General features: G+C 55.7%; 15 protein-coding genes, 2 tRNA genes and 1 pseudogene. 13 read left to right on the plus strand and 5 right to left on the minus strand.

The features are described 5' to 3' along the window. Nucleotides 1–17: 17 nt before the first annotated feature. Both EDY99_RS06205 and EDY99_RS06210 read left to right on the plus strand, forming a co-directional pair. Nucleotides 18–335 (plus strand): helix-turn-helix domain-containing protein, encoded by a 318-nt coding sequence (locus tag EDY99_RS06205; RefSeq protein WP_089194535.1) that lies wholly within the window; start codon nt 18–20, stop codon nt 333–335. Further along, on the plus strand, nt 328–1,587 hold the full coding sequence (locus tag EDY99_RS06210; RefSeq protein ID WP_123061579.1) for a type II toxin-antitoxin system HipA family toxin: 1,260 nt from the start codon (nt 328–330) through the stop codon (nt 1,585–1,587). Before EDY99_RS06205 ends, EDY99_RS06210 begins: the two co-directional genes overlap by 8 nt. On the opposite strand, the gene EDY99_RS24925 is transcribed toward EDY99_RS06210, so the two are convergent. Then, nucleotides 1,584–2,240 carry an aminotransferase class I/II-fold pyridoxal phosphate-dependent enzyme gene (locus EDY99_RS24925; protein ID WP_089194537.1) on the minus strand — a complete coding sequence of 219 codons (657 nt, stop codon included), beginning with the start codon at nt 2,238–2,240 and terminating at the stop codon, nt 1,584–1,586. The two genes, EDY99_RS06210 and EDY99_RS24925, sit on opposite strands and share 4 nt — an antisense overlap. A gap of 95 nt (nt 2,241–2,335) precedes the next feature. On the opposite strand from EDY99_RS24925, the pseudogene EDY99_RS06220 reads away from it, so the two are divergent. From EDY99_RS06220 to EDY99_RS06265, 8 genes and pseudogenes are all read left to right on the plus strand, one after another. Further along, nucleotides 2,336–2,566 (plus strand): annotated as a pseudogene (locus tag EDY99_RS06220) (helix-turn-helix domain-containing protein); the annotation flags it as partial. 29 nt (nt 2,567–2,595) lie between these two features. After that, the gene (locus EDY99_RS06225; RefSeq protein ID WP_206424500.1) at nt 2,596–3,189 is read left to right on the plus strand and encodes a GNAT family N-acetyltransferase; all 594 of its coding nucleotides are present in this window, start codon (nt 2,596–2,598) and stop codon (nt 3,187–3,189) included. 1,448 nt (nt 3,190–4,637) lie between these two features. Beyond that, complete coding sequence (locus EDY99_RS06240) at nt 4,638–5,576, plus strand: hypothetical protein (protein ID WP_164489265.1); 939 nt, start codon at nt 4,638–4,640, stop codon at nt 5,574–5,576. A gap of 103 nt (nt 5,577–5,679) precedes the next feature. Beyond that, the gene (locus EDY99_RS06245; RefSeq protein WP_089194542.1) at nt 5,680–6,342 is read left to right on the plus strand and encodes a YncE family protein; all 663 of its coding nucleotides are present in this window, start codon (nt 5,680–5,682) and stop codon (nt 6,340–6,342) included. A gap of 280 nt (nt 6,343–6,622) precedes the next feature. Further along, entirely contained in the window at nt 6,623–7,564 is a 942-nt protein-coding gene (locus EDY99_RS06250; RefSeq protein WP_123061584.1) for a hypothetical protein, read from the plus strand. A 381-nt stretch (nt 7,565–7,945) separates the two neighbouring features. Further along, the gene (locus EDY99_RS06255; RefSeq protein WP_047026313.1) at nt 7,946–8,398 is read left to right on the plus strand and encodes a hypothetical protein; all 453 of its coding nucleotides are present in this window, start codon (nt 7,946–7,948) and stop codon (nt 8,396–8,398) included. Between the two features lie 350 nt (nt 8,399–8,748). Further along, a tRNA-Cys gene (locus EDY99_RS06260) sits at nt 8,749–8,822 on the plus strand. Nucleotides 8,823–8,832: 10 nt separating this feature from the next. Further along, nucleotides 8,833–8,918, plus strand: a tRNA-Leu gene (locus EDY99_RS06265). Nucleotides 8,919–9,082: 164 nt separating this feature from the next. Here the strand turns inward: EDY99_RS06265 and EDY99_RS06270 are convergent. Continuing rightward, complete coding sequence (locus EDY99_RS06270; protein WP_033642641.1) at nt 9,083–10,423, minus strand: anaerobic C4-dicarboxylate transporter; 1,341 nt, start codon at nt 10,421–10,423, stop codon at nt 9,083–9,085. 237 nt (nt 10,424–10,660) lie between these two features. On the opposite strand from EDY99_RS06270, the gene EDY99_RS06275 reads away from it, so the two are divergent. The 3 genes from EDY99_RS06275 to EDY99_RS06285 all read left to right on the plus strand — a co-directional run bounded on the left by EDY99_RS06275 (nt 10,661) and on the right by EDY99_RS06285 (nt 12,054). Next, nucleotides 10,661–11,113, plus strand: a complete 453-nt coding sequence (locus EDY99_RS06275) for a PaaI family thioesterase (RefSeq protein WP_033650714.1) — start codon at nt 10,661–10,663, stop codon at nt 11,111–11,113. A gap of 142 nt (nt 11,114–11,255) precedes the next feature. Next, nucleotides 11,256–11,537 carry a hypothetical protein gene (locus EDY99_RS06280; protein ID WP_033642643.1) on the plus strand — a complete coding sequence of 94 codons (282 nt, stop codon included), beginning with the start codon at nt 11,256–11,258 and terminating at the stop codon, nt 11,535–11,537. Beyond that, nucleotides 11,503–12,054: a hypothetical protein gene (locus EDY99_RS06285; protein WP_060659680.1), complete on the plus strand. Its 552-nt coding sequence runs from the start codon at nt 11,503–11,505 to the stop codon at nt 12,052–12,054. Before EDY99_RS06280 ends, EDY99_RS06285 begins: the two co-directional genes overlap by 35 nt. A 56-nt stretch (nt 12,055–12,110) precedes the next feature. Here EDY99_RS06285 and EDY99_RS06290 read toward each other — a convergent pair whose 3' ends face one another. The 3 genes from EDY99_RS06290 to EDY99_RS06295 all read right to left on the minus strand — a co-directional run bounded on the left by EDY99_RS06290 (nt 12,111) and on the right by EDY99_RS06295 (nt 14,405). After that, nucleotides 12,111–12,380 (minus strand): hypothetical protein, encoded by a 270-nt coding sequence (locus tag EDY99_RS06290; protein WP_033642645.1) that lies wholly within the window; start codon nt 12,378–12,380, stop codon nt 12,111–12,113. 102 nt (nt 12,381–12,482) lie between these two features. Further along, a complete protein-coding gene (locus EDY99_RS24515) occupies nt 12,483–12,650 on the minus strand; it encodes a hypothetical protein (RefSeq protein ID WP_164489247.1) in 168 nt (55 codons plus the stop codon). A 129-nt stretch (nt 12,651–12,779) separates the two neighbouring features. Then, entirely contained in the window at nt 12,780–14,405 is a 1,626-nt protein-coding gene (locus EDY99_RS06295; protein ID WP_123061585.1) for a GMC family oxidoreductase, read from the minus strand. Nucleotides 14,406–14,511 lie beyond the last annotated feature (106 nt).

Consider the following 14,511-nt stretch of genomic DNA (forward strand, 5'->3'; position numbering starts at 1 on the left):
GGGTAAGAAGACACAATATGTTGGATTTAAGCTTTAGCAAACCCAGTGAAATCGTCAAACTGCTGTGCGAGCGTCTTCGCACGGAGCGGCTGGCGTTGCAGATGACTCAAACCGATGTGGCCGCGCGCGCCGGCGTCGGCGCCAATACCGTGTCCAACCTGGAGGCCGGGCGTAATGTGAGCCTGGAGAGCGTGGTTCGCGTGGCCATGGTTCTTGGGCGAAGCAAGGAACTTGAAGGATTGTTCCTGCCGAAACTGGACAGCCTGGAGGACATCATTCGCTATGAGAATAGCGCTAAACGTCAGCGTTCCAAGAGGAAATCGAAAAATGATTGAACGAGTAGACGTCTACTACGATGGCTGGGGGGAGCACTGGCTGTGGGGGTCAATGGTTTCTACAAAGGCCATCACGGGACGCCCGTTGGTTGTCTTTGAATACAGCGATGAAGCGAAGAATAGAGGCTTGGAGCTGTCGTCGTACACCCTCCCTTTGAATGGGCCAAAGTTGCGCAGAGACTTTCCGCCCCACCAGTTGGGACTGCCAGGCCCCATCTATGACTCGCTGCCTGATGGCTGGGGCATGCTGCTGATGGATCGTTTGTTCAAGCGCCGTGGTCTCAATGCAGCGCGAATCGGGCCGCTGGAACGTCTTGCTTACATTGGGGGCAACGCGATGGGAGCCATGTCGTTTGAACCCGTGGCGCCTGAGCTCCAGGAGCAGCAGGGACATATCTCTCTCGATCTGCTCGCAGCCGAAGTGCAGGATGTCCTCAACGGTGAGGGGGGCGCATTCCTGGAACACCTGTTGCAGGTGGGCGGTTCTCCGCAGGGGGCCAGACCTAAAGCCTTGGTCTATCGTGATCGCAATACGGGCGGTTTTTCTACAGCTGCCATGCCTGGCTCGGAAGCCTGGCTGATCAAGTTTCCCGCCAGGGAAGAACACCCTGAGGTGTGTGCCGTTGAGATGGTCTATGCCGAGTGTTTGCGCCAGTGCGGCATTCAGACACCGGACACGTTGTATTTTGATTTGCCCAATGGAATGGCGGCATTCGCTTCCAGACGGTTTGACCGACAGAGCGAACTGCGCGTTCCCATGCAAAGCCTCGCCGCGTTTACCGGCGCCAACTACAGAAGCCCGGGGGTTTTGGATTATGTGAATTTCTTACGCGCCACTCGCATGTGCACCAACGATGTGCGCGAAATGGGGCGGGCATTCGAACGGGCCGTTTTCAATGTCGTGTTCAATAATCGAGATGATCATCCCAAGAACTTTGCCTACGTCATGCTGCCGTCCGGCGAATGGAAGTTGGCGCCCGCCTACGACGTGACCTTCTGCGAAGGACCCGGTGGTTACCACCAAATGGATGTGATGGGCGAAGCGCTTGAGATAGGCCGGGCGGCATTGCTTGGCCTTGCAGGGGAAGCGGAGGTTTCCGCACACGTTGCGGGCGACATGATCGACAGAATGTGTGATGTGGCCAGTCAGTTTGCGAGCATCGCCAGGAGCGGCTATGAGGGTGTCATCACCGAAGACACCCTAAGATATATCCAGCGTCGAATTGACGAGAATATCGCTCTGTTACGCTAATAAGATTTCTTGGTAGGAGGGGTGATGATTGCCAGGCCTGCGTTTTTTGTATTACCAGCCTGGTGAGCACAGGAGGAAAGAGTTTTCAAACTTTCAATTACTCCAGGCGATAGTGCCGTTCCGAGGCATACGCGAAGTTCTGCTGTTGTACGCCCATCCGGGTAAAAGATGTTGCTGCCAACAACGTGACAACCCCGTTCGCTCGCCAATTTTTCCAGTGCGACCATGTCGGTATGGCCCGGAAATTCGATCCAATGTATGAAACCACCCTGCGGAGGAACATAAACCGTATCGGCAGGAAAGTCCGTTTGGACAAGTGCTTTAACGGCAGTGGTTATTGCAGAGAGTTGTGATTGAAGTTTTGCACAATGCTCAGTCAGGCGCTGATCGAGCGGGACGGCGCGGGCCGGGTGACGTGCGAAGTGCAGCGCCTGTTCAAAGCCCCGCCAGCCTGCGGCACTGCTGCGCGGGCCGATGCAGAGATTGAATTCGAGCACCGCATCCACCACCGGCTCGATGCGCTGGGCAACCGCATTGCCAGCCAGTTGCAGGGGCTGGGCGAAGTCGGCTACCTGCGCTATGGCTCGGGCCACCTGCACGGCCTCCTGTGGGAGGACGACAGCCTCGTGGACTTCGAGCGCGATGCGCTGCACCGCGAAACCAGACGTCTGTGGAACCAGGATGCCAGCATGGCAAGCATGCAGCTCACCCGGCAGCTCGAATGGGACGAGGCCGGGCGGCTGCGTGCTTGTCGGCAGTGGCGCAAGCAGAACACAGGAGGATACTTGAGCGCACAAATGAAGGCAGACAGGCAGCTAAGCTGAAAGGTATCAAGTTTGGCCGCAGACGCTCAGTGGACAGAGCCTCTGTGCTGGCACTTCACCAGAAAGGCACTGGAGCAACAGAAATTGCTCGTCAGCTCAGTATTTCCCGCTCCACTGTTTACAAAATTTTGGGTAGCAACATTACAACGAAATAGCAATACAACAAACTATTAAGGTAAATGTTTTGATAACTGAAAGATTAATCATTCGCGAGTTTAAAACCTCCAAATCAGATATTGCAGCCTTGTGTGAAATAATGAGTGATATTGAGGTAAATAAGTATTTGCCTTGGCTTCCAATAAAAAATGAGGGAGAAGCTCTTGATTTTTTCCATTCACGCATTCAACCAAGATATGAAAACAAATTTGGTTATTACTTCGCTATTTGTCTGAAAAGTGATGATATACCTATCGGATATATTACTGTTTGCGGCGATCCTAATCATGACCTTGGTTATGGATTGCGCAAAGAATTTTGGGGTGACGGTCTGGTCACTGAGGCAGCAGAAAAAGTGGTGAGTTTTTTAAAATCGCAAGGTTGGGATTATATTACTGCAACGCACGATGTTAACAACCCTGGCAGTGGTAAAGTGATGCAAAAAATAGGGATGAGCTACAAATATACTTTTAAAGAACAGTGGCAACCGAAAGATATTTTTGTCTCATTTAGAATGTACCAACTCAATTTCGATGGCAAAGAGCAAACTTATGATGAATATTGGAATAAATACGATGATCACTTTATCGAACCGCCCGAAAATTTCTTAATTAAACCCTGAAGAAAAAGAGGCTGAATTGGGAAAGATGTCATATTAGAACTTTCCCATGGCTTAACGTGAGTTTTCGTTCCACTGAGCGTCAGACCCCTGTTCTGTAGTGGGTACCCATAAGTGCCAGTGAGGGGGCTGGTGTCTGGCGGGCACCATGTAGAATGAACATCCGTACTTGTTGGTCTGTATGGTCCGCCAGCTGGCTAAAACTAGCGTTCACCCTTCGTTGTCTTGGCACCCAGCGCCCACTTGTGGTAAGGCCCGCCAGACATGGCTCTTGCGGCATGTTGCTGGCGCAATTTTTCAACGGGGGTTGCCAAGGTGGGGGATTTAGTCCATAATGCAGTCCATTGATTCAACAGGGTGGCAAAAAAGTCATTTAGAATCAATAAGTTGGAACATAGGTGGGAGACTCGTTTCCCGCTCCAAATATTAGCCTGTTGAATCACCATGATTCGGCTGGCAAGGGAAAGGGGCTTCGGCCCCTTTTTTATCTTCTGGATAAGCCTGTACGAATCCAGCACCAACCAACATTTTTTAACTCATCCCTGTTGAAGGCCTGAAGCGCACGGTTTTTTTGGTGGGCAGCAGGCGATATGTCACCTTTTGTACTTGAATTTCAATCCAGTTGTTAAACATGGATTTTTTTCCTTTGCTTGCCAGTCCAGGCAATGGGTTGCAAGGCTTATCCATCAGCGATACCACCGGTCTGCCCTTGGACGCTTTCTCTAACGGTTACAAAAGGTGGCATTTCCTCTGCGTTTGGGAAAGGTCTAAAAGCGATAGTTGTTTGGCATCTCTCCCCCTCCCCGAAACTAGCCACAAGAAAGCTCGCACCCGGTGTGCCTGCGCTTGTGAGTTGTATCTACCACCTCATTCCTAAGAAACAGCGAAACCAAAAGCGCCGATTGGCCCTGATGTTTCTGATAGAAACAATCGAGCGACGCGATACTTTGACAACGGTGAAGTCATGCCGGGATGACTGACTCAGTAACGTGGCCTGGTACTTTTGGTAGAGGCGTTCGGTTGAATTTTACTTCTATATGGGGTGATGGGGGGCGATTTTTGCAGATTGAGACGAAATTTTTCTGGCGCCTCAGAAATGGCTGATGGAGTTATGAGTTTGATTATATAGAATACGTGTTCTGGCATTTCAGAAGTAGTTGGGAAATGGACGCGTGTTACCCGAGTAAGTAAAAGGACATACATTATTGGAAATGAACTGCGTCGGAAAGGACAACAAGAAGATAGCGCCGCAGAAAGAAACAGGTGGCCTGTTACTGAAGGGCAAAAACCGGGGAGATGACGGCAACAAGACGACCTTATCTCTTGCCGGGAAGCATCTCGATGATTCAATTCAGAGTCCAATAAGCGAAGAAAAAATCTCCTATGCCTATCGGGAATAGATATGCCTGCGCTGCGCTGAGGCTCGCGGTTTATGCGCATGGGTCACCTGCGTGGTCGGCCTGGTGTTTACGCTGGCAGCAGCTAATGCCACTGCTGATACCAGCGATGCCCGGATATTAATGCAGCCGAAGCCTGGCGCCGACTACATTCTGGGCCACTACTACCTGATTCCGCACCCTTTTATAGCGGTAAAAGACCGTATGGAGCAGGGCTTCGCCACCGAGCCTGGGCTGCGTGGTTTCCAGCTGCGCGATGACACCGCAGCCTTGTTGGATATGGAGTTCTACTGGGTGCGCGTCGGCGCTCGTTATCTTGCAGCGCTGCGCGAAGCCTTGGCCACTGCGGCCGTCAAGCAGGCGACACCTGTGCTGGAGCAAGCGCTTAAGGCCGGTGTGATTGCGCGTGAAGAACATACCGCCTTTCTCGAGGCGATCTCATCGCAGCAGGCTTATTATGCCAAAGATACGCTCAAGACTGTGCCTTTCGTGGCGCAATCCATCGCGCGCTGGTCCTTCCATCGTCTACAAGGTAAATCGCGAGCGCAACAGATCGATTACGGCACTGTCATGGATCTTTCGTTGCTGGTGGATACGCCGCCATTGACGCTGGTCTGGTACGGTGGCACCGCCACCAAGAACACGCGCAAGTTTTCGCTAATGAGCTGCATGACCGGAGTAACCTGTTTCCCAGATCCACATATCGAGCAGAACACCCGCACCGTCGAACACCTAGACCCTGTGTTGAAGCGTTATGTGGACGGCGTCGCCTCGCGCATGCAAGCCCTGGCACCTGCTTGCACTGCCGGACGGCAGCCTGCTGGCCTCGGGCGCTTCCGCGTACCTCTATGTACCACACGGCGATGGCGTGCAGAGGCAGGCTGTCGACGGTTTGAACGGCACGAGCGGCCTGAAAATCAGTCTGGATGGCCAGGTCTGGGGGCTGGCCAGGGACGAGGACGGCTCGCCCCGCCTGCTGGCCTGGCGGCCTGAGGAGAAGGCGGTTTCCTACGCACCTGCGCCGGGCATGTAGGCCTGGCGGATCAACAATTGGACGATACGTGCCGGCGGTGTTGCCCTGCGTCTGGACGACCAGATGTATACGCTGACGCCGCAAGGCCGCTGGAATCAGCACCAGTGGAATGCGAAGCTGCGACGTGTCGTCAGCGACGTGTTAGAACAGACTCGGCCATGGAGTTACAGCCCGGCCGTCCATTTCGGCGACGGCTTGTTCTGGGCCACCGATCGCGACGGCTATGGCATAGACCCGGATACGGCCCGCGTCAGCGGCAGCATTAAGACCTCAACCGCCAAACTATTTTTCGGCAGCCACATGGGCGGTTGGGCGCTGGCCCCCTCATCTGGTGCAGAAGACAGCCAGGTATTCCGTGTCATCGATCCGGCTACCGGCCAGCTTCGCTTCGACGTGGCGACACCTGCTGCCTACTACACATCCAGCGTAGCCCGCAGCGCGCATGGTCGTCTGCTGGCGATCGGCGGTGGAAGCGGCGACAAGGCGGTGGTGACGGTGATTGACATGAAAAAAGGACAAGCGGTACTCAATTTGCGAGTGTCCGAGAACCACAGCGTCAGCGCCATGGCGTTCTCATGGAAAGGCGACAAGCTCTGGATCTACTCTAGCGGTGTGGGGGGCAACGAATTCACTATTTGGGATGTGCCTGCGAATCTGGTCGACGGTACCGACAGTAACAACATTCCTGATCAGCTGCGCTGCGGCTCGTCGATAGAGTGCAATTGACGCCCCTATCCTCGGATCCGTATGGCAAGTTTTGCAAAATCCGGAATGTCGTTTGCAAATGAGTGATAGCAGTGTGTTCTGAAACATGCGAGACAACTGAACTGGAGCCACGGTCCAACGAAAAGCCTTAGGTGAAAAATTCAAGTGGCTCGGCGTCCACTAATAGAGACCCTGGATTGGTGCTTTATTACAGTTGATAACATTTCTCAATGAGGGAGCTTTTGTGAAAAAGAATTATAGGGGCTGGCAGCACTATATGTGTTGCAGAGGCTGGGGATACATGTTGCTGCTGTCGGGTGCGGGGGGCGCTATAGCTGCCGACGAACCTTATCTGCAGCTGGATACACGCATGGTCGAGGTGCCTTACCAGTGGCAGTTGCCAGACGGCGAAGTTCTCCGCAAGGGGGTGAGCGATCAGGCTGCACGGGTTGCGGTGGTTCAGCGCAAAGGTCATGAGGATTACGTGCTGGAGACGATCTGGGACCGTTTCTCGGTGAGGGTGCCAGCGCGTTGTTGGAAGTTGCAGGTGGCGCAGTTCGAAAGCTGCGTGTACATCGGCCCGCGAGAGAACTCGACACGGCAGAGTGAGGTGGAGCAGTCGATCGACCAAGAGATCTCCGTACGCCAGCAGAACCGTGAGAGGCGAGTGACCTGGGCGAGCGAACAGATCGGTCTCGAACAAGTGCCACGTATCCTCGAAGCAGCGTTTGCCAGGCATGAGCGTTGGCTGGCCTTGAGCTCAGGTCATGCAGACTCGGCCGCATTTCTCTGCGGCCGGCTCAAAGGCGCTTTGGCCGCTGTGCCCTCGCAAAGCACCTTGCCGCGTCGGGATATGATGGCTGGTCGGCCAGAAGCGGTTGCGGCATATGTTCAAGCAGCTCGGGGGGGGGGTAACTGGCGCGCTGCTGCCGGGTTGTTCGACGCGATGATGGCGGACGAGGATTTTGAGTCCGCGCGCGTGATCGTGGCATGGCTGCTGAAGCAGAATATTCCCGCCGGTTACAACAAGCTTGGCACGTTGGTGGCGGCGACATCCGGATACGATGGTGCATCCGAAGTTGGTCAAGCGATCATCAAAGACCTGCGCCGGCATGCGGCGTGGCAAGGGGATCCGGTGGCACAGATGGAACTGGCGAACTTGCTGGAGAACGAGGGCGATAAGATGAATGCTACCCGGTTACGCGTATGTGCCGTTGAGCAGAACCCGGATCTGGAAAGGTAAGACGCTTGGGATGCATATCGCTATGATGGCAGGGGGGCTATGGTATCTGTTGGCGGTGGGCTAAAGTGCCTGGTTGGCTGTGGATATGGATAACAAATAAGAATAAGGAAACCTGATGGCCTCAAAACCGAGTACGGAAGAGTTTATCATCGGCAATATTTTTGTGTCGGATACGTTTTCGGTAAAGGAGGGGGCGATAGCGCCTGGCTTTCCCAATTAATCCCGCTAACTTATGCCCAGCGGCCTGCGTCTAAGAAAAAATCTCGCAGGAGAGCCCATGAATTACGGTTGCCCGTCGGATAGGGGGAGCACTTTTGCACTGCAATCCATAGGTTAAATATCTATTGCCAGTATCATACGGAACGGGGTACAGGAGGTAGTATGGAATCTGGTGCTTTAAAGCATCTGATAAGAACGGCGGCGGGATGTGCGCTGTTCTTCGGCCTGGTCGCCCCGCCGTTGGGGGGCGTGCTCATGTTTCTGCTGATGGCGTTCGGCAGCGGTGAGTGGGTGGGAATAAGTCTTCTCGATGCCGGCGACTTGCTGGGCATGGCGGGGTTTATCGGCATTTTTTCTTATGCGCTCGGTTTTTTGCCGGCATGTTTGGCGGGGGCTATTGCCGGTATCGCCCATTCAGGCATTCGCCAATTGCGGTGGTTTCTGCTGTTGTGTGCGGTGGTGTCCGCCATTGCCCCCGGTTTGCTGAATGCCGATCAGCGTATTTTTGGCGCGATCGCGGTCTTACCGGGAATGTTCGCCGGGTTTTTATGGTGGCGTCGGAGATTGCGTGATGCCCCGACTGATGAGGTTTTGCACGATAGCCCTTCGCCATAAGCAAGCAAAAAGCCGGGGAGGGCCATTCCTGTCGAGAAAAAGAACCGTTTTGCCCGTGAATCCCCGAGCCGATGCATATAAAATCAACATTCCGCTTGCCTTTCCGTTGGCATTGTGAACAGTGCGCCCACAAAATAAGCAGTTGAAAGCGTTAGAGAACTTTTTGCTATTTCGGGGGGTTGCCAAGGTGGGGGGTTTAGTCCATAATGCAGTCCATCGATTCGGCGGTAACGAAATAAATTACTTAAGAATCAGATGATTAAGATAAGCGATTTCAACATCGCGGTTCAAAAGAACAAAACGAAGTGGGTGGATCACCGGCTTTGGCCTGAAAAGGCAAACAGAATAAAGGCGCGTTAACAAAGCGGTTATGTAGCGGATTGCAAATCCGTCCAGTCCGGTTCGACTCCGGAACGCGCCTCCAACTTTCCCGAGCCCGGGTGGTGAAATCGGTAGACACAAGGGATTTAAAATCCCTCGGCTTATGGCTGTGCGGGTTCAAGTCCCGCCCCGGGTACCAGGGAACGAAAATACCGAATAATCAAAGCAATAAGTAGTAATGTCGTAGACCGCCGAGAGGCGGTTTTTTTGTGTCTGAAATTCGCATTACGCCTGCATTTTTTTCCTTTCTTGTCATGCCGCCACCCTGCCTGCAGGGAGCCCCGCAGGGCTCCACACTACAGATCATAAGAAACCGAACGCCGCGGCGAGGATCCAGCCGAAGACGCAGGAGACGCTGACGCCGATCAGGCCCGGTAGAATGAAGCTGTGATTGATCACGAAGCGGCCGATGCGGGTGGTGCCGGAGCGGTCGAACTGAATTGCCGCCAAATCGCTGGGGTAGGTCGGTAAAATATAATAACCGTAGCAGGCCGGCGCCGAAGCGACGATATAGGCCGGGTTGACGCCGATCGCCAGCGCCACCGGCACCAGCGCCGCCAGCGCGGCGGCCTGCGAATTGACGAATTTCGACACCAGCAGCAGGATCAGCGCATAGGCCCAGGGGTACTCTTTCACCAGCACGCCCAGCGTGGCTTCTATCTGCGTCAGGTGCGCGCCGAACATGGTTTCCGCCATCCAGGCGACGCCATACACCGCCACGATGGCAATCATGCCGGAACGGAACACCTCGTTTTTAGAGATAGACGCCGGGTTGGTGCGGGTAATGATGACGATCAGCGCCCCGGCCATCAGCATGCACATCTGGATCACCAGAACCATGGAAAGTGGCTTGCCACCGAAGCTGGGCCGCAGGTCGGAAAAAGCCCCCAGCACCGCCACCAGGGCGATCGTGGCGAGGAAAATCCACATGGCGATCCAGTTGCTGCGTGGCAATACCCGGTCCAGCAGGGTGGCGGCGTCGCCATAGACGTAGCGATGGTTCTCCGGCACCGAGATGAATTTCTGAAACTCGGGATCTTTGTCCAGGTCTTTGCCGCGGAACCAACTGAAGATACCGATCGCCAGAATGCCGCACAGGGTGGAAGGAATGGTGATCGACAGCAGATCGAGGAATTCCAGATGGCGGCCATTGAAGGTGTAGCTGCTGAGCATCGCCACCAGTGAAACGACAGCCACCGAGACCGGGCTGGCGATAATGCCCATCTGCGCGCCGATCGAGCTGGCCGCCATCGGCCGTTCCGGGCGGATGTTATTTTTGATCGCCACGTCATAGATGATCGGCAAAATGGTATACACCACGTGCCCGGTACCGCAAAGGATAGTGAGAATGCAGGTGACGAAGGGGGCGATGATCGAGACATAACGCGGGTTTCGCCGCAGCATCCGCTCGGCGATCTGGAGCATGACGTCCAACCCGCCTGAGGCCTGCAGGGTGGCGGAGGCCGCCACCACCGCGATGATCACCAGCATCACGTCTACCGGCGGTTTGCCGGGCTGCAGGTGAAAACCGAACACCAGGATCATCAAACCGATACCGCCCAGCAACCCCAGCGCAATGCCGCCTTTACGCGCCCCATACAGCAGGCATGCCAATATAACCGCTAATTGCAGAAAGAAATCCATGATAGATACGCCTTAATAATGTTGAACTTAACTACGTTCAGTTTCCGGCGGCGTTTACAGCAGAAAGTTGTTTTAAATCTAAAGGCACTAAAAAATTGTGGTTATTAACTCTAAAGAGTGATGACGGTCACGTTCAGAGAATCTGAAGAGCAGGCGGCTGAAGACATCAGCACGAAAAAGCAAGTGAAGAGGTCAGACCTCTCCTATATGACGGATTTACCACCAGAGGAGAGAGTTATGGATCCGACAAAAATGACGGGGCTGGCGTTATTACAGGCAGCGATGGCCGGCAAAATTCCACCGGCTTCGATCGCTGAAACGGTGCCCATGAAACCGGCCGCGGTTGAAGAGGGATATATCCGCATCGTGGCGCGGGCCGACGAACGCCACCTTAACCCGCTGGGCGGCGTTCATGGCGGCTTCGCCGCCACGGTTTTGGACTCGGTGACCGGTTGCGCGGTGCACAGTACGCTGGGCGCAGGGACGGGTTATGGCACCGTCGATCTGCAGGTGAAAATGTTGCGCCCGGTGCCGAAGGAGATTGATCTGATCGCCGAGGGGCGTCTGGTCTATGCGTCGAAAAACGTCGCTTTCGCGGAAGGTACGCTCAAAACGGCGGAAGGGAAGCTGCTGGCTTCGGCAACCGCCACTTGCTTTATCATTCGCCCTACCGAACAGCCGCAGCAATAAACTGCCATTTATCAGGCCCCGGTTCTTCCATCCGGGGCCTGATGCATTTCTCTGTCGGCTGCACCGATCGCCGCGATACGGCCGCAGGCGCGATGCGTCATTGTGGTCTAGTATTCTTGGGTAAAAATTTATCGGGGTGAGTATGCAGCCGTATAAAGAGGTTGAGTTTGATCATGAGCTTTGTCTGGCGATCGGCAGAGCCGTATTGGACGTGGTAGCGCAAGGGGAAGAAACCAGCGCGACGTCGGTGATGAGCGCCATTGAGCGGGCGGTGGAACAGGGGCTGAACGACGACGACACCGCCGTTGCCGACGACGCGCTGGATTTGATGGCTCGTCTTATTCACGGCTGCGGATTTATTAATCTATCGGGTGAAGAGGAGACTTCCCATGCATTGGTTGAATTTCAAGCGCTACAAGAGTGACGTCGCCAAACAGGCCGTGCCGCCGCATCTGAATGCCGCTGAATTTGCGCGGCATTATGCCGATAAGCCGCAGGAGAATACGGAAGAGTATCTTTCGCTCAGCGGGGAGATGTGTTGGGATGCGGTGGTGCTGTGCGCCCACCGTTCCGGCGCGCTCAGTAAGGCGAAATACAAGCAACTGTGGCTGACGGTGTTCGATAAGCAGTACAGACATTTTGTCAGCCCTGACGATACCGAGATCCGCACCATGGCGGATATGCTGCGCGCGCCGCAGGGATGTTTTATCGGGATATTCTCCATGCGCGACGCGGCCTCGCCCCGATTGCTGCATGCCATGATCGGCACCGGCGCGGGATTTGCCGCAGGCAATAAAAATCTTTGCATCGGCGTGGGAGGCGCGGTCGGCTGGGAGAATCTCAATCTGGCGCGCGATCTGCGCTGGCAGCCGGAAGGCGGTTTTCTACGCCAGGGCGACAGTGAAGTGCTGCGTATTTTTTATCGGCCTTTCCCCGCCTGAAACGGTCCGGACGCTTTTTAGGGTAAAAAAACCGCCGTTGGGCGGTTTTTTGCGTCTTATTTGAACCCGCCGCTGCGGATGAAGTCGAGACCGGCGGCGGTGATCCGCGTTTGGTGCGGATCGATATCATAGTTGTTCTCGTCGATGTCGCTCATCACGTAGGCCTGTATCAGCCCCTTGGTTTTGAGATAGGCGAAGGGATCCGCGAAGGCGTGCGGGCTGGTGGCGTCCTGCTTCCACAATTCGTAAGTTTTCTCATCCAGCGTGCCGGGATGATTGGCGGCCAGTCGGGTCAGGATCTGATTGTAGAACACATAGTCGGTCATGATGCGGTCCTCTTTATCGCGAGCGACAGTCTCGGAAAATGACGTAACGTCTATCAATCATAGCCGATGTTTGCTCGCCGACTGCGTTATCGCGAATCCAGGTTATCCACGCTGGCTTTCGAACCAGTGAAACAGACGCGAAATGGTGAGGCTGAGATCGCCGATGTTGAAGAGCACGCCGAGCCACAGGGTTAGCATAACCAGGATGCCGATGATGACGGGAAGATCCATTTTGCCCATGAGAATGTTTTGCAGAGGTGACGGTGCCACAAGGGTAACACCGTTTTCCGGCAGGATAAAATGTGCCGCCGTTATTTCGATTGTGCCGCTGTGGAATGGCGAAGGCCGGCCATCAGGGTGACCGGCCGGGTTTCAACAGCCTATCTTGCCGCCAAACGATCAGGCATAGTGGCGGGCGATATGCTCGGCGGTGGCGATCGTCGTCACATTAGTGGCGACGGAGGGCACGTCGGGGAAAATGGATGCGTCGACAACCCGAAGCCCGTGCACGCCGTGCACGCGGCCCTGAAGGTCAACGACCGCCTTCGGGTCGCCGGCATTCCCCATTGGCGCGGAGGAGGTCGGGTGATGATAGGTATCCAACGTCGCCGCCATCGAGGCCAGAATGGCCTCGTCGCTGTCTGCGGCAGGCGCAAGCTCGCTGTGGATAAGCGTAGACAGCGGAGCGGTTTGCCCTATTTTTCGCGCCAGTTTAACCCCCTCCAGCAAGCGAACACGGTCACTCTCTTGCGCCAGGAAGTTAAGGTCAATGTGAGGGGCTGCCATCGGATCGCGGCTTTCCAGCCAGATGCGTCCGGTGGATTGCGGCCGAGTCAGCGCCACCGCCAGGACAAAACCGACGCCGGTGGGGCTTTGGTCATGTGGGAACAGATGCGTCGCGGTAATGTGCAGATCGAGCTCCTCCGGTTCCGCCCGGCTGCTGCGGGTCCACAGCTTGGCGCCGATAACCGGCGATTGGCTGCCGATGACGTCGGGGCGGGCTGCGTAGGCATTGTAATAAAAGGGGTGATCGACCAGGTTTTCACCGACGGGCAAATCGGCGACGACGGGGATCCCCAGACGCTTCGACTGTTGCGCAGGCGCGATGCCGGATCGCATCAAAACGGCGGCGCTGCCGTAGGTTCCCGCGCTCAGAATCACTTCAGCGGCAAGGATCTCTTCGCCGCTGGCCAGGCGCACGCCGATCGCGTGCTGCCCGTCAAATATCACGCGGTCGACCAGCGTATCGGCACGCAGGGTGAGATTGTCTCTGGCGCGGGTTTTCTCATCCAGATAGGCCATGCCGGTGTTAACGCGCACGCCGTTGATGATATTCATCGGGTAGGGGCCGACGCCATTGGCTGAAGGGCCGTCAAAGTCGTCGATGGCGTCATAGCCGTTGGCGCGCGTGGCGGCGACGAAAGCGCGTTGCATTGGCGTGATGTCATCCAATGTGAGTTGCACGACGGGAAAGGGGCCGCTATCGCCATGGATTGCGCGGTCGTGCAGGCCATGACGAGTCTCCAGTTTTTTGAAGGCGGGCAGCAGGTCCTGATAGCCCCATCCCGGCAGATCCCAGCGGTTGAAATCTTCCGGGCGGGCGCGGATCGCCACGGCACCGTTGACGCCTGAACTGCCGCCCAGGACTTTACCGCGGATGGCGCCGATCGCGTGGCTGACATAGCCGGGTTCTGTCCGGTATCCCCATTCGAATTCCGGGTCGCCATTGGCGCCGAGCACGTCGCTGTTCGCGATGAGGCGCGGATAATCGTAGGGCGCGTAACTGTGTCCGGCCTCTATCAGCAGGACCCGGCGCGTTGGGTTTTCGCTGAGGCGAGCCGCCATCACCGCGCCGGCGGAACCGCCGCCGACGATGATCACGTCGAAGGTGGATGGCTCGCTGGCGCGTTGGGCCGGTTGTGTTTGCGCCGCCGACGCGGAACTCGATGCGCAAGCGCTGAGCGTGGCGGCGGCTGAAACGGCCAGCGTTTGGGATATCAGCTGACGGCGTGACAGGTCTTTCATGGCGTAGTCTCCAGAGCGGGCGGAAGGTGTGTTCTGCAGACTAAAACCCGGAGATAAAAGCGACAAGCGGGCGAAATTCGAACCTGCCGTTCGCGTTCTGCGAACC

Source organism: Serratia sp. LS-1 (assembly GCF_003719595.1).
Lineage (GTDB): Bacteria > Pseudomonadota > Gammaproteobacteria > Enterobacterales > Enterobacteriaceae > Serratia > Serratia ureilytica.